24 protein-coding genes and 4 tRNA genes are annotated in these 19581 nt (G+C 64.3%); 8 read left to right on the forward strand and 20 right to left on the reverse strand.

Features of this window, described 5'->3' with window-relative positions:
- Positions 1 to 3: 3 nt before the first annotated feature.
- Positions 4 to 834: a septal ring lytic transglycosylase RlpA family protein gene (locus tag ACW177_RS10785; RefSeq protein WP_492025717.1), complete on the reverse strand. Its 831-nt coding sequence runs from the start codon at positions 832 to 834 to the stop codon at positions 4 to 6.
- 111 nt (positions 835 to 945) lie between these two features.
- Here ACW177_RS10785 and ACW177_RS10790 point away from each other — a divergent pair.
- Positions 946 to 1032, forward strand: a tRNA-Ser gene (locus ACW177_RS10790).
- Positions 1033 to 1082: 50 nt separating this feature from the next.
- Here ACW177_RS10790 and ACW177_RS10795 read toward each other — a convergent pair.
- Both ACW177_RS10795 and ACW177_RS10800 read right to left on the reverse strand, forming a co-directional pair.
- The gene (locus ACW177_RS10795; protein ID WP_492025718.1) at positions 1083 to 1280 is read right to left on the reverse strand and encodes a helix-turn-helix domain-containing protein; all 198 of its coding nucleotides are present in this window, start codon (positions 1278 to 1280) and stop codon (positions 1083 to 1085) included.
- On the reverse strand, positions 1277 to 1435 hold the full coding sequence (locus tag ACW177_RS10800) for a thermonuclease family protein (RefSeq protein ID WP_492025719.1): 159 nt from the start codon (positions 1433 to 1435) through the stop codon (positions 1277 to 1279). Before ACW177_RS10800 ends, ACW177_RS10795 begins: the two co-directional genes overlap by 4 nt.
- 621 nt (positions 1436 to 2056) lie before the next feature.
- Between ACW177_RS10800 and ACW177_RS10805 the strand changes: the two genes are divergently transcribed.
- Both ACW177_RS10805 and ACW177_RS10810 read left to right on the forward strand, forming a co-directional pair.
- Positions 2057 to 2551 (forward strand): hypothetical protein, encoded by a 495-nt coding sequence (locus tag ACW177_RS10805; RefSeq protein ID WP_492025720.1) that lies wholly within the window; start codon positions 2057 to 2059, stop codon positions 2549 to 2551.
- Positions 2552 to 2935: 384 nt separating this feature from the next.
- Entirely contained in the window at positions 2936 to 3211 is a 276-nt protein-coding gene (locus tag ACW177_RS10810; RefSeq protein WP_492025721.1) for a hypothetical protein, read from the forward strand.
- 4 nt (positions 3212 to 3215) lie between these two features.
- Here ACW177_RS10810 and trhO read toward each other — a convergent pair whose 3' ends face one another.
- From trhO to ACW177_RS10855, 9 genes are all read right to left on the reverse strand, one after another.
- Positions 3216 to 4148 carry an oxygen-dependent tRNA uridine(34) hydroxylase TrhO gene (gene trhO / locus ACW177_RS10815; protein WP_492028107.1) on the reverse strand — a complete coding sequence of 311 codons (933 nt, stop codon included), beginning with the start codon at positions 4146 to 4148 and terminating at the stop codon, positions 3216 to 3218.
- Positions 4149 to 4202: 54 nt separating this feature from the next.
- Positions 4203 to 4279, reverse strand: a tRNA-Arg gene (locus ACW177_RS10820).
- Between the two features lie 18 nt (positions 4280 to 4297).
- Entirely contained in the window at positions 4298 to 4603 is a 306-nt protein-coding gene (locus tag ACW177_RS10825; protein WP_271166349.1) for an ETC complex I subunit, read from the reverse strand.
- Positions 4604 to 4681: 78 nt separating this feature from the next.
- Positions 4682 to 4758 (reverse strand) — tRNA-Pro (locus tag ACW177_RS10830).
- A 45-nt stretch (positions 4759 to 4803) separates the two neighbouring features.
- Positions 4804 to 5283: a DUF192 domain-containing protein gene (locus tag ACW177_RS10835; protein ID WP_492025722.1), complete on the reverse strand. Its 480-nt coding sequence runs from the start codon at positions 5281 to 5283 to the stop codon at positions 4804 to 4806.
- Between the two features lie 24 nt (positions 5284 to 5307).
- Positions 5308 to 5832 (reverse strand): cold-shock protein, encoded by a 525-nt coding sequence (locus ACW177_RS10840; protein ID WP_492028108.1) that lies wholly within the window; start codon positions 5830 to 5832, stop codon positions 5308 to 5310.
- 250 nt (positions 5833 to 6082) lie between these two features.
- Positions 6083 to 6157, reverse strand: a tRNA-Glu gene (locus ACW177_RS10845).
- Positions 6158 to 6253: 96 nt separating this feature from the next.
- Positions 6254 to 8065, reverse strand: a complete 1812-nt coding sequence (gene recJ / locus ACW177_RS10850; protein ID WP_492025723.1) for a single-stranded-DNA-specific exonuclease RecJ — start codon at positions 8063 to 8065, stop codon at positions 6254 to 6256.
- Positions 8066 to 8105: 40 nt separating this feature from the next.
- The gene (locus tag ACW177_RS10855) at positions 8106 to 8567 is read right to left on the reverse strand and encodes a hypothetical protein (RefSeq protein WP_492025724.1); all 462 of its coding nucleotides are present in this window, start codon (positions 8565 to 8567) and stop codon (positions 8106 to 8108) included.
- Positions 8568 to 9019: 452 nt separating this feature from the next.
- On the opposite strand from ACW177_RS10855, the gene phaC reads away from it, so the two are divergent.
- Positions 9020 to 10729 carry a class I poly(R)-hydroxyalkanoic acid synthase gene (phaC, locus tag ACW177_RS10860; protein ID WP_492025725.1) on the forward strand — a complete coding sequence of 570 codons (1710 nt, stop codon included), beginning with the start codon at positions 9020 to 9022 and terminating at the stop codon, positions 10727 to 10729.
- Positions 10726 to 11103 (forward strand): hypothetical protein, encoded by a 378-nt coding sequence (locus ACW177_RS10865; protein ID WP_492025726.1) that lies wholly within the window; start codon positions 10726 to 10728, stop codon positions 11101 to 11103. The genes phaC and ACW177_RS10865 overlap by 4 nt, the downstream gene beginning before the upstream one ends.
- Here ACW177_RS10865 and msrB read toward each other — a convergent pair.
- From msrB to rplM, 4 genes are all read right to left on the reverse strand, one after another.
- On the reverse strand, positions 11100 to 11603 hold the full coding sequence (gene msrB / locus ACW177_RS10870) for a peptide-methionine (R)-S-oxide reductase MsrB (protein ID WP_492025727.1): 504 nt from the start codon (positions 11601 to 11603) through the stop codon (positions 11100 to 11102). The genes ACW177_RS10865 and msrB overlap by 4 nt on opposite strands.
- Positions 11604 to 11653: 50 nt before the next feature.
- Positions 11654 to 12589 carry an N-acetyl-gamma-glutamyl-phosphate reductase gene (gene argC, locus ACW177_RS10875; RefSeq protein WP_492025728.1) on the reverse strand — a complete coding sequence of 312 codons (936 nt, stop codon included), beginning with the start codon at positions 12587 to 12589 and terminating at the stop codon, positions 11654 to 11656.
- A 101-nt stretch (positions 12590 to 12690) separates the two neighbouring features.
- Entirely contained in the window at positions 12691 to 13182 is a 492-nt protein-coding gene (gene rpsI, locus ACW177_RS10880; protein WP_492025729.1) for a 30S ribosomal protein S9, read from the reverse strand.
- Between the two features lie 2 nt (positions 13183 to 13184).
- The gene (gene rplM, locus ACW177_RS10885) at positions 13185 to 13658 is read right to left on the reverse strand and encodes a 50S ribosomal protein L13 (RefSeq protein WP_183196355.1); all 474 of its coding nucleotides are present in this window, start codon (positions 13656 to 13658) and stop codon (positions 13185 to 13187) included.
- A gap of 266 nt (positions 13659 to 13924) precedes the next feature.
- On the opposite strand from rplM, the gene ACW177_RS10890 reads away from it, so the two are divergent.
- Positions 13925 to 15310: an alkaline phosphatase PhoX gene (locus ACW177_RS10890; protein ID WP_492025730.1), complete on the forward strand. Its 1386-nt coding sequence runs from the start codon at positions 13925 to 13927 to the stop codon at positions 15308 to 15310.
- On the opposite strand, the gene ACW177_RS10895 is transcribed toward ACW177_RS10890, so the two are convergent.
- Complete coding sequence (locus ACW177_RS10895; RefSeq protein ID WP_492025731.1) at positions 15279 to 16379, reverse strand: COX15/CtaA family protein; 1101 nt, start codon at positions 16377 to 16379, stop codon at positions 15279 to 15281. The genes ACW177_RS10890 and ACW177_RS10895 overlap by 32 nt on opposite strands.
- 135 nt (positions 16380 to 16514) lie before the next feature.
- Here ACW177_RS10895 and ACW177_RS10900 point away from each other — a divergent pair, with 135 nt between their 5' ends.
- Both ACW177_RS10900 and ACW177_RS10905 read left to right on the forward strand, forming a co-directional pair.
- Positions 16515 to 16766 (forward strand): transglycosylase, encoded by a 252-nt coding sequence (locus tag ACW177_RS10900; protein ID WP_492025732.1) that lies wholly within the window; start codon positions 16515 to 16517, stop codon positions 16764 to 16766.
- A complete protein-coding gene (locus ACW177_RS10905; protein WP_492025733.1) occupies positions 16766 to 16966 on the forward strand; it encodes a DUF2842 domain-containing protein in 201 nt (66 codons plus the stop codon). The genes ACW177_RS10900 and ACW177_RS10905 overlap by 1 nt, the downstream gene beginning before the upstream one ends.
- A gap of 20 nt (positions 16967 to 16986) precedes the next feature.
- Here the strand turns inward: ACW177_RS10905 and ACW177_RS10910 are convergent, their stop codons facing one another.
- From ACW177_RS10910 to ACW177_RS10920, 3 genes are read right to left on the reverse strand one after another with little or no spacing between them, the layout of a single operon-like run.
- A complete protein-coding gene (locus tag ACW177_RS10910; protein WP_492025734.1) occupies positions 16987 to 17523 on the reverse strand; it encodes a response regulator transcription factor in 537 nt (178 codons plus the stop codon).
- Positions 17513 to 18847 carry an ATP-binding protein gene (locus ACW177_RS10915; protein WP_492025735.1) on the reverse strand — a complete coding sequence of 445 codons (1335 nt, stop codon included), beginning with the start codon at positions 18845 to 18847 and terminating at the stop codon, positions 17513 to 17515. Before ACW177_RS10915 ends, ACW177_RS10910 begins: the two co-directional genes overlap by 11 nt.
- Positions 18844 to 19485, reverse strand: coding sequence for an SURF1 family protein (locus ACW177_RS10920; RefSeq protein ID WP_492025736.1), 642 nt, complete (start codon positions 19483 to 19485; stop codon positions 18844 to 18846). The genes ACW177_RS10915 and ACW177_RS10920 overlap by 4 nt, the downstream gene beginning before the upstream one ends.
- Between the last annotated feature and the right edge of the window lie 96 nt (positions 19486 to 19581).

Consider the following 19581-nt stretch of genomic DNA (forward strand, 5'->3'; position numbering starts at 1 on the left):
GCCTTAGCCGCCGGATATCAACAGAGCGTCCGCATATCCGCGCGCCACGACCGCCTGACGGGCCGTCTCGGCCGCATTGGCGTCGATCCAGGGCCCGACCAGAACCCGATAACCGCCGCTGCTGGCGTCCACGGTCGCCCGCGCGCCCAGCCGCTCGGCGATTCGCCGCGCCGCCGCCTGATCGGAAAACGATCCGGCCTGAACCCAGTAAGAGCCGCTTCCACTCACGACCGCCCTCGCTTCGACAGGCGCTGCCTGGGACGCGGGCTGATACGGCCTCGCCGTGGTGGATTGCGCCGGCGGCGGCGCCTCAGCCCGCAGCACCGTCCCTCCGCCCAACCTCGGCGCCCGTCCAAGGTAGCGAACCCGCACCCGGCCCACGCCCTGACGCAGCATGTCCAGCTCCTGCGCCGCCCCGCGCGACAGATCGATGATCCGCCCATCGACGAACGGCCCGCGATCATTGACCCGCACGACGATCCGCCGTCCGTTCTCCAGATTGGTGACCTCCACCAGACCGGGCAGCGGCAAGGTCTTGTGCGCGGCGGTCAGCTGGCTCATGTCGAACCGCTCGCCGGTCGAGGTCGGCCGCCCGTTGAAGGCGTCGCCATACCAGGAGGCCAGACCGACCTCCTCATAGTCCGGCTGTTCCTTGGGCGTGTACCACCGCCCGCGCACCTGATAGGGGCGCATCGTCCCCGACACGATCGGCGCCGGATCCTTGACCACCGGCACGGCTCCGCCGCCCCGCCCGCCGCCAAACGTCGAACAGGCCGCCAGCAGCGAGAACAGCCCCAAAATCAGGCCGCTCCGCACCCATTGTCCAACTCGCATCGGTACGCCTCGTCACAATCGTCCAAAAAAGAGGATGACCGAAGACATTTCCGCTTTGGTTAACGCGCCCTTCCCCTGCTATGGCGTCCGCCCGACCGGGCGATCCGGCAAGGAAGTGTGGCCGAGTGGTTTAAGGCACTGGTCTTGAAAACCAGCGACGGTGAGAGCCGTCCGTGGGTTCGAATCCCACCGCTTCCGCCGGAGCTTTCCGTCAGCACTGGATTTGCTGGGCGTTCGGACGATCCGCCCTAAGCAGCGTCGTCCGGACTGGCCAAAAGAGCCTCGAGCGAACTTCTGGGGATAACTGTCCTCCGTCCGATCTTGCGGCGCTCGAGCCGCCCGTCTGCCAACATGGCGTAGATCGTCGCCTCGCTCAGGCTCATCGCCTTGCTTGCCTCCGCAATAGAGTAGGCCAGCTTGAACCCGTTGTCGTTCGCCGCGCTCATTTCCAGATCTCTTTCTTCTCCCGGCGGGCCGCGTTTTCTTCCCTGCGGTACGGATCGCCATAGTTGTTCTCGCTGATAGCTAGGCCTTCACGAACGAGCAGCCCGCTCAGGTCGCGGCCGTCGACGGTGCAGACGGCGACATTGCGCTGATACACTGGCTGGTTCTCGGAACGTTTCGCCCGTGAAGAGAAGCTCCAGGGCCCCCAGGCCTACGTGAAGCAGTTCTTCCTGCCCCCCAACGAAGCCGAAGCTGAGGCCCACGCTAAAGCGATGTTCCACCGCATGGCTCAGGATTGGGGCTTGGAGGTTGAGCCCTACAGCGAATGACGTCTGTAGATCCCTTAATATCCATGTGGATAAGCCTGTGAATGGATTTACACGACTCGGAGACCGACGTTAACCAAACCACAAATGCTGGTGTGCCATCCAACACTGGAGCACAAGTTATGGAACGTGACCGAGTTGCCCCAACACCGCCGCATGTCAGCCCAAAATCTCGCCCAGAGTGGAGCCATTGACATGAAAGAACGTTGGTCCATCTATGCGCACTTCGGTCTTTGACACAATGGAACGAGCAGTGACACAGGTCCTCAGCCGCCTCGGCAACCTTTTGAACGGCCATGTTCGAGTGGTCGACGTGCTCTCCAAAGATCAACAGTCAGCTATGCATGGCGCATCTCAGGGGGCTCGCGCCGCCTTGGAAGCCAGGGGCGAATGGGCCGCCGAAGTTCGAGCTCAAGAAGCCATAAAACGTCGGGTTAAGGAAGCCGCGTAGCTTGCCTAAAATCGGGGGAAAAAGCGCGAAACCAACTGCTGCAGGCCAAGCGAAGGTTGACTACCCGACCGTACGCCTGCGCCTTCTGGGTGCCTACGACGACAACGAATATGTAGAGTGGCTCGTTCAGGTTGGCGAGTACACTCGCTCGTGTTGGCAGTCCGAGGCGGACTTTTTGCATAACCAACCACTCACAGCCGCCAACGAGAACCAGACAACCCATCTCTGGGATGAGTTCTGTGAGGATGACTTAGAAAACCAGCGAACAAACGCTCTTATCGCCTTAAAACGATACAGGCATCAAAAGCTCGCCCAAGATCTCGCACCGTCTGGCTGGCTAAAAGTCGCCTTCTGGTGCGTCCAGCAGATGATTGCAGGCGTCCTATCTGTGTTCGGAGTTTTCGTATTCTCGGTGTTTATCGTGACTTGCGCGCCATCTGTCGCGACCTGGGCAGGCAAGCAACTGGCTCCGATAGTCGCTGCTGCTAGGAACTGACCAGAATTGCGAGTTTGACCGAATTCGGACAACGCTGATCCCAAGGGAGCGACGGGTGGGCGAGGTTGACATGAAGACGGCGCTGATCGTCATTGCTGTCCTATTGGTAACGCACCTCCAAGGTCGTCAATCTGTTGATCTCGCGCGCCATTGCTCCTAAAGAACGAAAAGAGAACATAGGCCAACGACAGGATCGGTCGCCACCCTAAGTCCCGCCCTAAGTTCGACCCGCCGATGTGGAGCAAGGTCGCTGGAGATAGGTGGAGAAAGGCCAGTGCCCATAAGGCCTAAAAGCCAGGCCCTGTGGAGGATCACGGAGGGCAGTATAGGGGTGTTCGAATCCCGCCGCTTCCGCCTGCGCTGCGATCATGCGAACCTGTTCGGATGAATAGCTTATCTAAAGTCGCCCTCGCCCTTACGCTGGTCGCGACGACCGTCGCCTGCACTGACAGCAAACGCGCGCGCAACGACGCGACCTGGGGCGACACGCCGGCGGATATCACCTGCTGGACCTATGGGGTCGAGAACTTCAAGGGGCGGTCCACCGGCAAGGTCGAATATGACGACGGCGGTCGCATCTCTTTCGTGGACGCCGCCAACAACCGCTACACGACCATCGATGGCGACTGCCGCGTCGTCTATCAGCAGCCGGCCAAATAGGGCTTCAGGCCGAATCGCTGCGGCCCAGGTGGGTCTCGCCGCGCCGGCGGGCCAGTTCGATCTGCCTCTGCCGCTCAGCGTAGCGGAGCCGCTGGGCGTCGTCGCGGGTGTCGCGGCAGCGGTCGCAGCAGACGCCCTCGATAAAGTGGGGAGAGGCCCGCCCCTCGGCGTCCAAAGGCATGCGACATCCCCGGCACAGGGTGTGATCGCCCTGAACCAGCCCATGACCGACTGAAACCCGCTCGTCGAAGACGAAACAGTCGCCCTGCCACAGGCTGTCGCCCGGCTCGACTTCTTCCAGATACCGCAGGATCCCCCCCTCGAGGTGATGGACATTCTCCACCCCCTCGGCCTTCAGAAAGGCCGTCGACTTCTCGCAGCGAATGCCGCCGGTGCAGTACATGGCGACGCGTTTGGGCTGTCTCTCGTCCAACAGGGCGCGCCCCTCGGTGCGGAACCAGTCGGGGAAGTCCCGGAAGCTGCGAGTGTTCGGCTGCACCGCGCCTTCAAAGGCGCCGATCTCGCCCTCGTAGTCGTTGCGAGTGTCGATCACCAGAGTGGTCGGATCGGCGATCAGAGCGTTCCAGTCCTGCGGCGCGACATAGACGCCAGCCTGCCGGGCCGGATCCAGATCCGGTTGCCCCATGGTGACGATCTCGCGCTTGATCCGGACCTTCATCCTCAAAAACGGCATCTCGCCGGTCCAGGCGTACTTCACGTCCAGATCGGCGAAGCCGGCCATGTCGCGCACCTCGGCCAAGACGGCTTTAACACCCGCTTCAGGCCCCGCTATGGTGCCGTTCAACCCTTCAGCTGCAACCAGCAACGTCCCCTTCACCCCACCGCCCTCACAGACAGCCTGCAAACGCGCCTGCGCCACGCCGACGTCTGCGATCAGGGCGAATCGGTAAAGGGCCGCGACGCGGATCTGGCCGATACTGGAGGACGTTGATTCGGTCATGGCGTGGCTTTCAGCGGCGCCGTCAAAACATGGCGCGCCCTGCAGGACTCGAACCTGCAACCGTCCGCTTAGAAGGCGGGTGCTCTATCCGGTTGAGCTAAGGGCGCTCGGCAGCGAGCCGGGCGTCAATGCGTCCAGGGCTGTTTGCGATTGGGTGCGAAATTGTCGGCGTAGGCCTTCAGGATCGTCGGGGCTTCATTCGGCTCGTGCAGGCGGAACGGAATGCCGTGGCGTTCAGCATAGGCGACGGCCTCTTCCTTCGAATCAAAGGCCAGGCGCACCTGGCCGTTCATGTCCGAAGAACTGGTCCAGCCCATCAACGGATCGATCGTACGGGCCGACGCCGGCTCGAACTCAAGGCGCCAGTCGCGGCTCTTGGCCTTGCCGGACTGCATAGCGGTCTTGGCCGGGCGGTAGATGCGGGCGAGCATGGCGAAATCCCTAGTGATCGGCAGGTCCTGTGGACCTGCCATAACGCGCGCCGGACATGGAATCCAGCGGCCGTTCCTTGGTCGGGGCGAGAGGATTCGAACCTCCGACCCTCTGGTCCCAAACCAGATGCGCTACCAGGCTGCGCTACACCCCGGACCGAACGGAGCGCTCTATTGGCACTTCGCGAGGCAATCCGCAATCAAGGCTTGAAATAAGGATGCAAAACCTTGTCGCCGGGCTTGGCGCCGATCTCGTCAGCGCGGCCGGCGCGCAGTTCCAGCACGCCGTTGGCGGGCCCGTTCGAAGGGATAGGCGCCTCGGAAAAGGGCGTGGCGTGGGAAGCGATCGAGACGATCCGCCCATGCGGGTCGATATAGAGGATGTCCAGCGAACTGGGCGTATTGCGCATCCAGAAGCTCTGCTCGCGCGGCGCTTCGCCCGGCCATTGGAACAACATGCCGCGGTCAGCTTCCAGAGGCGGCCGGAACATCAGGCCGCGCTGGCGCTCAGGCTCCTCGTCCGCAATCTCGACCCAGAAGGTGTGCTCACCTGAGGCCGTGACGACGGCGAGCTTTTGAAGGGCTTCGCCATTCGGGCCTTCCGGGGCTTTGGCGGCGCATCCCGCAAGCGCGAGGACCGCAAAGCCGGCTATCAGAAAACGTCTCTTCGCGTCGATCATACGCCCGTCCCTTGGGCGAATCGATCAGCCGCCCGGTCTGATTTCAGCAACCACCAGGCCCTTGGGACCACTGGCGAACCGCACCTGAACAACATCGCCCGGCACCAGATCGTCAAGGCCGCAGCGACGCAGGGTTTCGATATGAACGAAGATATCGCCCGGTTCACGGTCTCGCACGACGAATCCGTAGCCCTTGGTTCGGTTGAACCATTTGACGATTGCAGATTCGAGTGTCCCGTCCACGTCGGGACAGGGCGCTTGCGGAACAGCCACGGGCATGGGGCGGCGTGCGACCACGCTCGTTTCTCCCGCCCCAAGCTCGTGAATCTCGACCGCCTGCCACCCCTTGGCCCGCTTCACGCAAGCACAGGTAATCGGCGCGCCTTCATCAGCCGTATCACGGCCGGTATCACGCAGACTGCTAATGTGGAGAAGAACGTCACGCAGCTCAGTCAGCGTCGGATCGTCCGGAACGATGAAGCCATAGCCCTTCGCCGGATCAAACCATTTCACGCGACCGACGACACGAACGGTCTCCGCCGTTTCCATCCCATCGAAATCAGACAAGTTTAAACCCCCGTCCGCTCCTCTAACGGACAACAGATTACGTTTAACACTGTTCCGTGAATCTTTGGAAAGGCCAAAATCCAGAAAAGGCACAGAAAGTTGCGCCTCTCAGCAGAAACGTTGCAGTTGTGTCGCGCGAACGCCGCCGGTAGGCCAATTCGCCTTTGCAGCATCAGGAGAGGCGGTTAGGCCGGTAGGGCGGCCATTCGGCCCGGCCCTTCATCATCCCGCGTGGCAGTCCCTAGGGGAGTCGAACCCCTCTTTTCAGGTTGAAAACCTGACGTCCTAACCGATAGACGAAGGGACCGCTGCGCGGGAGAGCCGGCGATATAGCCGCGCCCTCGGACGGGTGCAAGCGTGGATTTCGAGTTTTTTGCGACGCTCCGAGGCGTTGCGGCGCCGTTCAAACCCTGCGGGGATCGGCGACGTCCTCGATCTCGAACTGCACGCCTCGACGACCGTTCCAGTCGTCCGCCTTCAGACGTCCCACGACGTTCAACCCGCCCTGCCCGCTCAACAGCGCTTGCCCGGTCGGCAGATCGGCGCAGCGCCAGGCGATGGCGCGCACGGAGGCGCCGTCCGGCCCCACCAACCGGCAGCGGACATGGCCGCCGTTCATCTGCACCGGTTCGCGCGCCTGTACTCCATTCAGGGCGAAGACAGGCTCCGGATTGGCAGGACCGAAGGGCGCCAGCTGTTCGAACGACTCGAAAAGAGCGCGCGTCGCTGCGCCGGGATCGATCAGGGCGTCGATGTCCAACGCATCCATCGCCACGGCCTCGACCCGTTCGTCAGCCAGCCTCGCGTTCAGGAATACGGTCAGCTCATCCAATCGCGCGCCGTCCATCGTCAGGCCGGCCGCCATCGCATGGCCTCCGCCGGCCAAGAGGATTCCCGCTTCCCACGCCGCCTGAATTGCGCGCCCCAGATTCATGCCCAGCTGCGACCGGCCGGAGCCCTTCCCCAGTCCGGTCACCGGATCAATACCGACGACGATGACAGGTTTGCGCCACCGCTCGCGCAGGCGACCGGCGACGATGCCCACCACACCGGGATGCCAGTCCTCGCCCGACACGACGACCAGCGCCGAATCGTCAGCGTGGGCGCCGGTCGCCTCGACCCGACGGACAGCCGCCTCGGTGACGGCGCGCTCGACCTCGCGGCGCGAAAGATTCAGGGCGTCCAATTCCAGTGCGAGGGCCTGCGCCTCTGTTGGGTCATCGGTCGACAGCAGGCGCGCGCCCAGATCGGACCGACCAATGCGTCCGCCGGCATTGATGCGCGGCCCCAGGATGAAGCCGGCATGATTGCTCTTGGCCGGGCCTTCCTCGGCGCCGGCTGCAGCCAGCAGGGCGCGCAGGCCGGGGTTCTTCCAGTCGCTCATGACCTTCAGGCCCAGCCCCGTCAGGGCGCGATTGAACCCGGTCAAGGCCGTGACGTCACAGATCGCGCCCAGGGCCGCCAGATCCAGCCATTGGCGAATGTCGGGTTCTGGCCGCTCGGCGAACAGGCCGCGCCGCCGCGCTTCACGGTTCAGCGCCGCCAGGAGAACAAAGACCACGCCCGCGGCCGCCAGATTGCCCTGCCCCGAGTTGCAGCCGGGTCGATTCGGGTTGACCACCGCCAACGCCTTAGGCGGTTCGCTGCGCATCAGATGGTGGTCGATGACGACGACCTTCAGGTCGATGGCCGCCGCATGGGCCAGGGCTTCGTTCGCCGCTGCACCGCAATCGACCGTAACCACCAGATCGGCGCCTGCCGCTTTCAAACTGTCGAAGGCCTTGGCGCTGGGGCCATAGCCCTCCGTCAACCGGTCGGGGACATAGATGGGCAGATCCGCCCCCATGGCGCGGAACCAACGCACCAGCAGGGCCGCGCTGGCGGCGCCGTCTACATCATAGTCGGCGAACACATGGACCCTGGCGCTGGCCTGGAAGGCGTCGAGGATTGCGTCCGCCGCCGCGTCCATATCCATGAAGCTGGACGGATCCGGGAACAGGGCGCGCAGGGTTGGCGTCAGGAAATCGGCGCCCTGGTCGGCTCGCACCCCCCGCGAAGCCAAGGCGCGCGCCAGCGGCTCGTCCAGTCCCAGGCCTTGCATATGAGCGCGTATGGTCGCCGCCTCGGCCGGTCGCTGACGCCAGACGCGGCCGGACAGAGACTGGGTCACCCCCAGAAATACGCTGTCGATCTTGAAGCCGCCGTCGTCCGCCATCGGCGCATCATCCGGGGATTCTCGATCCCCGGCGACAATCTCATTCAACCGGGCGCCGATCGACCGGAGGCGGGGCTTTGGCGCGGTCGCGCAGGCTCTGGGCGAAGGCGTCGATCTCGGCCTGGGTGCGGACGGAATCAGGCGAGACCGGAACGGCCTCCACCTGGGCGCGGGTCTCGGCCGCCAAGGTTTCCGCGTCCTTCAGGGTCCAGTCGATCCGTGAGACCTCGCCCCCCAAAGCTCCGCCCTGGCCTTCCAATGCTTGCACATTGGCGGCGACCTGGGTCGGTATGGGCAAGTCCGCTGGAGCCGCCGGGAAATTCTCCCAGCTGGGATAATGACGATTGGCGTCAACCAGAGCCTGAACGCGCGGCGCAATGGGGGATGATGGATCAGTCTTCGGCGCGAACGAAGGCGCGCAGGCCCCCAGCAACGCCGGCAGCGCCGCCAGACACAGCGACGAAGCCTTCAGCCTCGTCCTTTTTCGAAAGTGCGCGTTCATGTCGGGGTCGGTCTTATGCCATCATCGCTCCGTGCGGAAGGGCGAGGCGTCGAACCGGGCCTCCGCATTCAGGAACGCGAAGGAAATCCATGGCCCAAGCTCCGAAGAAAAAAGGTCCGAAGGCCGAGGCCTCCGGTGAGTCGCCGCCGACAGCCAAGTCCCCAAAGGCCAAGACCGTCCTAACCAGCAAGCCGGAGCCGACGGCGCCGCTCGCGCCTTCCGCAGTCAAAACTCCGCGCAAACCCGGCCGCCCCACATCCGCAAAACCACGCCCACCCCGAGCGAAGACGCCCTCTCCTTCTTCCGCGCCGGCCGCAGGGGGCGAATCGCCGTCCGCCCGGTCTGACGAAGCCTCGGCCACAAAGACCGCAGAGTCCGCCCCTGCCTCCTTGCTCGGCGGCGATCAGGCCCAGTTGCTCGAAACCTTGTCCATAAACCTGGCCAAGGCGGCGATGATGGCTCAAAGCGCGCTCGCCGAGGCCGCCCTGGCGCAGGCCGACCGTCCCGCGGCTCTATCGCCCGACCCGTTCAACGTGGCCCCTGCGATGACCTCGGTCATGAGCAGTCTGGCTTCCCGGCCCGAGAAGCTGTTCCAAGCCCAGGCGGACCTGTTCAGCCGATACATGGACCTTTGGACCGGCACGGTCCGCCAGGCGGCCGGCGAACCCCTGCCCGACGCCCCCGCCGATAAACGGTTCAAAGACCCCGCTTGGTCGGACAATCCGATGTTCGACATGATGCGGCGGTCCTACCTGCTGACCTCGGACTGGATGAACGGTCTGATCGCGGGGGTCGAGGACGTCGATCCGGCGGTCAAACGCCGGGCCCAGTTCTTCACCCGCCTGCTGACCGACGCCTTCTCACCCTCGAACTTTCTGGCCTCCAACCCAGTCGCGCTGAAGGCCCTGGCGGAAACCAGTGGCGAATCCCTTGTGAAGGGAATGCAGAACTTCGCCGCCGACCTGGAACGCGGCCAAGGTTCTCTGCGCATCAGCCAGGCCGACTACGGCAAGTTCGTCGTCGGCGAGAACATCGCCACGGCCCCGGGTCAGGTCGTCTGGCGCGACGAACTGTTCGAGCTGATCCAGTACGCTCCGACGACCGAGACCCAGCATAAGATTCCGCTGCTGATCTTCCCGCCCTGGATCAACAAATTCTACATCCTGGACCTTCAGCCGACCAATTCGCTGATCCGCTGGCTGTCGGCCCAGGGCTTCACCGTCTTCGTCTGTTCTTGGGTCAATCCGGACCTGGACAAGGCCGGTTTCGGCTTCGACGACTATCTGGAAAAGGGCGTCTATCGCGCCGTCGAAAAGACGCTGGAACAGTCGGGCGCCGACCAGTTGAACGCCGTCGGCTATTGTATCGGCGGCACCCTGCTCGGCGCCGGCCTCGCCCATATGGCGGCCAAGCGCGATACACGCGTCTCAGCCGCCACCTTCTTCGCCGCCCAGCACGACTTCGCCGAAGCCGGCGATCTGCTGCTGTTTACTGACGAGCACTGGATCGCCGAGATCGAACGCCAGATGGACGCGGCCGGCGGGGTCCTGCCCGGCGCCGCCATGGCCGAGACCTTTAACGCCCTGCGTTCCAACGACCTGATCTGGTCCTTCTTCATCAGCAACTATCTGCTGGGCAAGGATCCGCCGGCCTTCGACCTGCTGTTCTGGAACGCGGACCAGACCCGAATGCCCAAGACCCTACACCTGGCCTATTTGCGCCAGATGTACGGCGCCAACGCCCTGGCGCGCGGCGTGTTCGAGATCGGCGGCCTGACGGCGGACCTGTCCAAGGTGAAGATCCCGCTCTATTTCCAAGCCAGCCGCGAGGATCACATCGCGCCGATGAACTCCGTCTATCGCTCGGCGCGGCTGTTCGGCAGCAAGGACGTCACCTTCACCCTGGCGGGGTCGGGTCATATCGCGGGCGTCGTCAACGCCCCGGCGGCGAAGAAGTACCAGCACTGGACCAACGCCGCCCTGCCAGAAACCCTGGCCGAATGGCAGACCGGCGCCGCCGAACATCCCGGCAGCTGGTGGGAGCACTGGGCGGATTGGTTGCACGCACGCTCGGGCGACAGGATTCCGGCGCGCGACCCTGCTAAGGGTCCGCTCCCTCCCCTGGCGCCGGCGCCGGGCGTCTATGTGAAAGTGAAGTCTTGAACCGTATCGAACCCAATATCCTGCTGGCCGTCAGCACGGGCGTCGCCCTGATGCTTCTTGTCATGACGGCCGCGCTCTTCGGCGAGCCGGGCAATACGACGAAATATGTGATCAGCGCCGTGGTCTGTTCGGTCCTGTTCGTGGCGCTGAACGGCTGGATGGCGCGGGTAATGAAACGGCCTGAGCCGCGGGCGATGATCAACACGGCCACGCCGTCGACCGCCGTCTGGGCCGGTCTGTTCCCCCTGCTGGTCATTGCGGCGGCAGTCGCGCCGGTCTTCCTGCCCGGCCATGACTATGGCCTGCTGATCATCATCGCGGCGGTCTGGTTCGGCGTGACAGTCGATTCCGCCATTCGCGCCAACCGGCGCTAGGCTGGCACGAACTTCAAGGCGACGCCGTTGTTGCAATAGCGCAGCCCGGTCGGCCTCGGCCCGTCGTTGAACACATGCCCCTGATGACCCAGGCAGCGGGCGCAATGGTATTCGGTGCGGGGAATGCCGATGGCGAAATCGCGCTTGCGGCCGATGTTGTCGGCTATGACTTGATAGAAGCTGGGCCAACCGGTGTGGGAATCGAACTTCCAGCCGGATCGAAACAGCGGCAGGTCGCACCCCCTGCATACGAACGTGCCGCGCCGATGTTCATTGTTCAACGGGCTGGTGTAGGGACGCTCCGTCCCCTCGCGCCGCATGACGCTCCAGGCCGCGTCGCCCAACCGTCGCCGCCACTCCGCCTCTGATATCCGGCGATAGGGAGACAAAGCGTATTCGCCCTCCCCGGCCTCGACTGGTTCGGGAGAACAGGCGGACAAGGCGAACGCGCCGGCGCCCGTCAGAAGGCCCCGGCGGTTGAGGATCAGGGACTGGGTCATGACATCCAGTACGATGGCGGACGCGAAAGGGTTTCCCGCCCGTCACCACATCAGACCAGACCGACGGCTTCGTCCAGTCCCAGCATGATGTTGAGGTTCTGCACCGCCGCGCCGGACGCGCCCTTGCCCAGATTGTCCAGCAGGGCGACCAGCCGCACCTGCTCGCCGGATCGGTCGCCGAAGACGTGCAGACGCAGGCGGTTTGTGCCGTTCAACCCCTCGGGCTCCAGGCCGGTCATGGCCTCGGTCTCGTCCAGATCGACGACCTCGACGAACCTCTGGCCGTCATAGGCCTCGACCAGGGCGCCGTGGATACGCTCGACCGAAGGCGTCTCCGGCAAGGCGGCGAGGTGCAGCGGAACCTCGACCAGCATGCCTTGGCGGTAATTCCCCACCGCGGGGGCGAACAGCACCTCGCGGCTCAGCCCCGTGTGTTTCGTCATTTCCGGCACATGTTTGTGCTTCAGCGACAGACCATAGGCGCGATAAGCGGTTGCAGCGCCTTCTGCCTCGAACTCGGCGATCATGGCCTTGCCGCCGCCGGAATAGCCCGAGACCGCATTGACCGTGACCGGATGGCTGGCCGGAACCAGGCCCGCCTTCACCAGCGGCCGCATCAGACCGATGAAGCCTGTCGGATAGCAGCCGGGGTTGGACACGAATTGCGACCGCGCGATCAGTTGGCGCTGGCCTGCGTCCATTTCAGGGAAGCCATAGGCCCAGCCGGGCGCGACCCGATAGGCGGTCGAGGCGTCGATCACCTTGACCGACGGATTCTCGATCATGGCCACAGCCTCGCGCGCCGCATCATCGGGCAGGCACAAAATCACGGCGTCGGCGCTGTTTAACGCCTCGCGCCGCGCCTCGACATCGCGCCGACGGTCGCCCAGCAGGATCAGCTCCAGATCGGCACGAACCTCCAACCGCTCGCGGATCTCGAGGCCCGTGGTTCCGGCTTCGCCGTCGATAAAGATGGTGTGGGTCATAGGCTACTCCTGACCCTTCCCCCATGCGGGAGAAGATAGACAAGAAAAAGGGCGCTCCGGGTCTCCCCGAAGCGCCCCAAATCCAAACCGCGTGAACGCGATTAGCGCTTCGAGAACTGGAACGAACGGCGAGCCTTGGCGCGGCCGTACTTCTTGCGCTCGACGACGCGGCTGTCGCGGGTCAGGAAGCCGTGCGGCTTCAGGACCTTGCGCAGTTCCGGTTCGAAATGCGTCAGGGCGTGCGACAGGCCGTGGCGGATGGCGCCGGCCTGGCCGGACAGGCCCGAACCTTCGACGGTGCAGACGACGTCATACTGAGTGGCGCGGTCCGAAACGGTCAGCGGCTGGGCGATCATCATGCGCAGCACGGGACGAGCGAAATACTGCTCCTGGTCCTTGCCGTTGATGGTGATCTTGCCGGTGCCGGGCTTCACCCAGACGCGGGCGATAGCGTTCTTACGCTTGCCGGTCGAATAGGCGCGGCCCTGGGCGTCCAGCTTCTGGACATAGACGGGGGCGTCGTTCTCGACCGAAGCGCTGAGGCCCTTCAGGGCGTCGAAGCCGGTGGCGGTTTCGTTGGTCACGTCGGTCATGCTCAGACGCTCCGGGTGTTCTTGGGCGACGCCGACTTGAAGTCGATCGTTTCCGGTTGCTGGGCTTCATGTTCGTGCGCGCCGCCGGCGAACAGGCGCAGGTGCGTCATCTGCTTGCGGGCCAGCGGGCTTTCCTTCGGCAGCATGCGCTCGACGGCCTTCTCGAGCACGCGCTCGGGGAAGCGACCGCCCAGAACCTTCTCAGGGGTCGTCGACTTGACGCCGCCCGGGTGACCGGTGTGGCGATAGTAAACCTTGTCGGTCGACTTCTTGCCCGTGAACACCACCTTGTCGACGTTGGTGACGACGACATAGTCGCCGCAGTCAACGTGCGGGGTGTAGTCGCCGCGGTGCTTGCCGCGCAGACGGTTGGCGATGAAGGTCGCGAGGCGGCCCACCACGACGCCTTCGGCGTCGATGTGGATCCACTTCTTCTCGACCTCGGCCGGCTTCAACGAAGCCGTGGTGCTCTTCAGCATTGAGGGGGTTCCTGGAGACGAAAATCGGGTCCGGCCCCCGAGGGAACCGAATGAAGGCGCGCTGATACAGGACAGGACACGTCGCGTCAACGCGCCTGAATGCGCCGCAACCGCATCAACTAACTGAATTAAATCAGTATTTTATATACGGTATTAAAATACCCGTTCGCTCGGTGCGTCTTCCGTTATAAATTAACGTCGGTCGTCATGAAACCATAGCCATTCACGGGCATCGGAAGAACCAAACCTTTCGGAGTCCTCTCATGAATCTTCACCGTCGCGGCCTGATCGCCTCGAGCGCCGCTCTCGCCTTTGCGGGGCTGGCGCGCCACGCCTCCGCTCAGACCGCCGGCGAAGAAACCTACGTCAACGACGTGCATGGCTATGGCCCGCTGATTGAAGATCCGAACCTGCTGCTCGACCTGCCCGCGGGCTTCTCCTATCAAGTGGTGACTCAGAGCGGCGACACCATGGACGACGGCCTGTTCGTCCCTGGACAGCCCGACGGCATGGCCTGCTTCCCGCTAGACGGGACCAAGGTCGCCCTGGTGGTCAATCACGAACTTAAGGGGTCTTCCGGCCTCCACCGTAATCTGGGCCCCGGCGGCCTGCGGGAGGAACGCCTCGGCCTGCTGAATGCTTCGAAAGCCTATGACACCTACAAGAACGGACGCCCCCTGCCCGGCGGGTGCTCCACCATCATCTATGATCTCCAGACGCGCCAGAAGATCAGCCAGCATCTGACCCTGGCCGGGACCTCTACAAACTGCTGCGGCGGACCGACGCCTTGGGGCAGTTGGTTGAGCTGTGAAGAAACCATCGAAACGCCCGCGACCGCCGACATGACCAAGAGCCACGGCTGGGTGTTCGAGGTGCCATCGACGGCGACCGGCCTGGTCGATCCTGTACCGCTGAAGGCCATGGGTCGTTTTGACCACGAGGCGGTCTGCATCGATCCCCGCACGGGCATCGTCTATCTGACCGAGGACGATAATTCCGGCCTGTTCTACCGCTTCATTCCCAAGACGCCCGGCAAACTGGTCGAAGGCGGGAAGCTCCAGGCCATGGCCTGGAAGGGCGAGCGCTCGGCCGACACCCGTAACCAGGAGACCCGCACTTGGGCTGTCGGCGACTGGCGTGAAATCGAGTGGATCGACATGGAAGACGTCGAATCCCCCAACGGCGACCTGGCCAAACGCGGCCATGCCGCCGGTGCAGCCTGGGTGGCGCGCGGCGAAGGCGTCTGGTGGGGCGACAATGAGATGTACTTCACCGCCACCTCGGGTGGCCCGATCCGGCGCGGCCAAGTCATGCGACTGGTTCCCGACCTGAACGGCGCGGCCGACCGGCTTCAGCTGTTCGTCGAAAGCACCGACATCAAGACGATGAACATGGCCGACAACATCACGGTCGCGCCATGGGGCCATTTGATCCTGTGCGAGGACAACTACTCCACCGACGTCCGAAACCACCTGAAGGGCGTCACGCCGGACGGCAAGCTCTATACGATCGGACGCAACGTCTTCACCGGCAACTCCGAGTTCGCGGGCGCCTGCTTCTCGCCTGACGGCGAGGTGCTGTTCGTCAACATCATGTACCCAGGCATGACCCTGGCGATCAGAGGCCCATGGTCCTCGGTCCGGACATGAAGATCCGGGGCTGAGCCCGCAGCACCAGCCAAAGGTTCGCCGTCGCCACAGCCAGGACGACGGCGGCCCCTGCCTGGTGCAGCACGCCCAGCCAGACCGGCACCGCGTGAATCAGAGTGACGATACCCACCGCGGCCTGAAGCCAGATCACGGTCGCCAGGGCAAAGGCCGCCAAGCCCATCCCCTCGGCCACCCGCCAGCGCCAGGCCTGGAAGGCGTAGATGGTGACCGCGATCAGCAGTCCGTACGCCACAAGCCGATGATTGAATTGGGTCAGGGCCTGATCATGCAGGAAGGCTGCTGCGCCTAGGCTCCAATCCGCCGGCGGCAGGACCGCCCCGTTCATCAACGGCCAGTCGGTATAGACCAGCCCGGCATGTCCTCCGGCGACCAGTGCGCCGAGAAGGCATTGCAGGAAGACCAGCCCCAGCAGGAAGCCGGCGCCCCTCGCCCAGCCCGCCGGCGGACGTCCATGATCCTCGCCATTCCAGGCTTCGAGCCCGGTCCAGATCAGGGCGACGAACAGGATGAAGGCAAGCCCCAGATGGGCGGCTAGGCGTTCGGGCGCGACGCTGACCCGCTCAGACAGGCCGCTGGAAACCATCCACCAACCGATCAGTCCCTGCAGGCCGCCCAGGGCCAACAACAGCAGGCACCGCCAGATCAGTCGATCCGGCATGGCAAGTTGGGGAAAGACAGACCGCAGGGGCGCTATCCGGCAGAGCAGGAAGAAGGCCAGCGGAAGGGCGAAGACCAGTCCAATCAGCCGCCCGATCAGGCGGTGCAGCCATTCCCACCAGAAGATGCCCTGGAACTCGCCCAGGCTCATGCCGGCGTTGACCTGGGCGTATTGCGGTATCTGCTTGTACTTCTCAAAGGCCTCGGCCCACTGGGCCTCGTTCAGCGGCGGAATCGCGCCGACGATGGGTTGCCATTCGGTGATCGAAAGGCCTGAACCGGTCAGGCGGGTGATGCCGCCGACTACCACCATCAGGAAGACAACCGCCGCAGTGGCGAACAGCCACACGGCGACTGCGCGATTGCGATCTGGATTTCCGAAACGGTTCATTCGACGCCCGACACTGACCCGGATATGGTGTCGCCTTCGACCGTGACCAAAACGCGACCGTGGCGGTATGCCCGGCTACGATGACAAGATCGAGTCGGATTAGGGTGCGGCGCGGGGCCGACAGGGAGATCAGGGTTGCAATACGCCGACATAGCCGCCGCCGTTCTGGGCGGACTCCTGCTGGCCTGGATCGCCGACCTACTGACGGGGCGGCGCGGGCTGGGCGGGACCATTCTTGTGTCCGGCGTCGGCCTGGCCTGCGGCTGGTTCCTTGCCGTGCGCGTCTTCGCCGTCAGCACCATGGACAGCTGGATCTGGACGCCATGGGCGCTGGTGGGATCCGCCGTCTGCCTGGTCGCCTTCTTCCTGTTCAGGAACAAGCGCTGATGCCGCCCCGCGCGCGGCGGTTCGTCGCGGCGGTCGGCGTGGTCGCCTTTCTGGTTTTCTGGGTGTGGGGGCTGATCGCCCTGCGCGGACTGCTGCCGGCTTCCGCCTGGATCGATTTTCTCTTCTTCGGCGTCGGGGGCACGGCCTGGGGGCTGCCCCTCATCCCCCTGCTGAAATGGGCCGAGCGGCCGCCACGCTGACGTCGAGATCCGCGGCGGCGTCAGGTGACCCGTCGCTTCTCCAGCTTCCGCGCCAGGGTCCGGCGGTGCATGCCCAGCCGGCGCGCCGCTTCCGAGATATTGAAGTCGGTCTCGACCAGGGTCTCGTGGATCCGCTCCCATTCCAGGGTCTTGATCGAGGTCGGGCGCGTGGTCAGGGGCGTCGCCGCGTCGCCCGAGGCCTTGCCAAAGGCGGCTTCGATGTCATCCGTGCTGGACGGTTTGGCCAGATAGTGCCGTGCGCCCAGCTTGATCGCCTCGACCGCCGTGGCGATGCTGGCGAAACCCGTCAGGACGACGATGTTCATGTCCGGGTCGAAGGCGTGCAGGGTGGAAACGCAACCCAGGCCTGACGCCCCGCCCAGCTTGAGGTCCACGACCGCGAATCCCGGTCGATGGATCTTGAGAACCTCAGCCATCTGCTCGGGCCCCTCGGCGCTGACGACCACATAGCCTCGCCGTTCGAACGATTTTCTCAGGGTGCGGGAAAAGGAGCCGTCGTCTTCGACGATCAACAGAACGGGGGATTCATCGGTCATCCACAGTCTCCTCGGGCGCCAGCACGTCAATCGGCAGCGTCAGTCTGACCTCGCCGCCGCCGCCGGCCGGATTGCAAGCCTCGACCGACCCGCCCAACGACCGCATCACATTGGCCAGAAGGAAGAGACCCAGCCCGGCGCCAGGGCGATCCTTGGTCGAATTATAGGGTTTGCCCAGCCGGTCCAGAACCGTGGCGGGAAAACCAGGGCCGTTGTCCCGAACCGCCACCTGCAACTTCCCCTCGCTCACGCTGGGCGCAACGACAATCCGCCGGGCGCCGGCTTCAACCGCATTGTCGAAGAGGACGCCAAAGACCTGGCGCAACGCCGGATCCGCTATGATCTCAGGATCGGGCCCAGTCCAGGGCGTCACATCCACTCGAATTCGAACATCGCGCGTCGTCCACCCCTCGACCACCTCGTCAAGGAAACGGACCAGGGTGGTGTGAGACGGCGCCTGCCCCCTCGCCTCGCCGGCCGACATCAGAATACCCGTAACGATCGCCTTGCAGCGCTCGACCTCGGCCTGCATCACGTCCATGTCCTGGCTCAGGTCGGCGTCGGCCTTCAGGACCGGCATCCGCCGCCAGTCGCTCAAGATCACCGAAAGCGAGGCCAGTGGCGTGCCCAGTTCATGGGCCGCGCCCGACGCCAGCAAACCCATGCGGACGATATGGTCCTGTTCGGTCGCCTGCTGCCGGACATCGGCCACATAGGCGTCACGCGCGCGCAGATTTTCGTTGATCCGGGTCATGAACAGCACCAGCAGCACCGCCATCAGCAGGAAGCAGATCAGCCCCCCGACCATATAGAGGCTCAGCAATCCGCCCTCCTGGTAGGGCGGCAGGTTGAGCGGCAGGTGAACCACGCCAAGGCAGACGAAACAGACGCTGGTGATGGCGATCAGCGACCAGGCGTAGAAGGGGCGCAGCAGCACCGCGCCAAGGACGACTTGAAGCAGATAAAGACCGACGAACGGATTGGTCGCGCCCCCAGTCAGAAATAGCAGGCCGGTCAGGGCCGCCACGTCAGCCAATAGAGCCAACATCAACTCATGGTCGGAGATCGCGTCCCGACGCAGGGTCAGGGGCAGGCTGATCAGATTGACCAAGGCCAGGCTGGCCGGCGCGATCAATAGCCACAACACCGGCAGCCGGATGCCCAGGGCGAAGTGGACAATCAAAATCGTGACGACCTGCCCGAACACAGCCAGCCATCGCAGTTGAACCAGCAGGCGAAGATTGCGCCGGTTCGCCGCCTCTTGCGACACCGCCGTCTCGCGCCAGGCGCCGAAGCCCAGCAGGCGTTGAAGGGTGGACGTCATGCCGGCCGTCGCCGACGCCGGACTTCACGCACCACGATCCCGTATCCAACCAGGGTCAGCAGCGCCATTCCGAACCAGGTCAGAGCATAGACCAGATGGCTGTTGGGGAAGCTCACCACCGTCAGCCCGCCCTTCGGCCAACCGTCCGGATTGGGGGTCGCGTCTGCATCGACGAAATAGGGGGCGGTGTTGGACACCCCTCGCGCCGCCGCGATCGCCGCCACATCTCGGGAGTACCAGCGGTTCCCTGCCGGATCATTGGCGCGCAGGAAGCCGCCCCCCGGTTCGCTTATACGAAGAAGACCCGTGACGGTCTGGCGGCCAGCCACCTGGCCTGCGGCACGCTCGGCTGGCGAACGGCGCTGAGGCGTGACGAAGCCGCGATTGACCAGAACCGCGAAGCCTTCGTCCGTCATCAACGGGGTCATGACCCAAAAACCCGACCCATAGTCCGTCACAGCCTGGACCAGGGTCTCGCGATCATTCTGGAAGACGCCGCGCATCGTGACCCGGCGATACTGGTCCTTTTCGCGGGACAGTTCGGGCCAGGAGGCCGGCCCTGGCGCAGGGACGGGTTGGGCGTGAACGCGCGCCTCGACCTGAGCAATCAGCTCGGTCTTCCAGCCAAGCCTCTGCACCTGCCACGCGCCCAGGGCGACGAAGCCTGCGAACAGAAACGCCGCGCCGACCCCGGCCCAGAACAGGACCGAAGACGAACGCGGCGCTTTATGATG

The sequence above is a fragment of the Brevundimonas sp. AVps23W genome, from assembly GCF_058681395.1.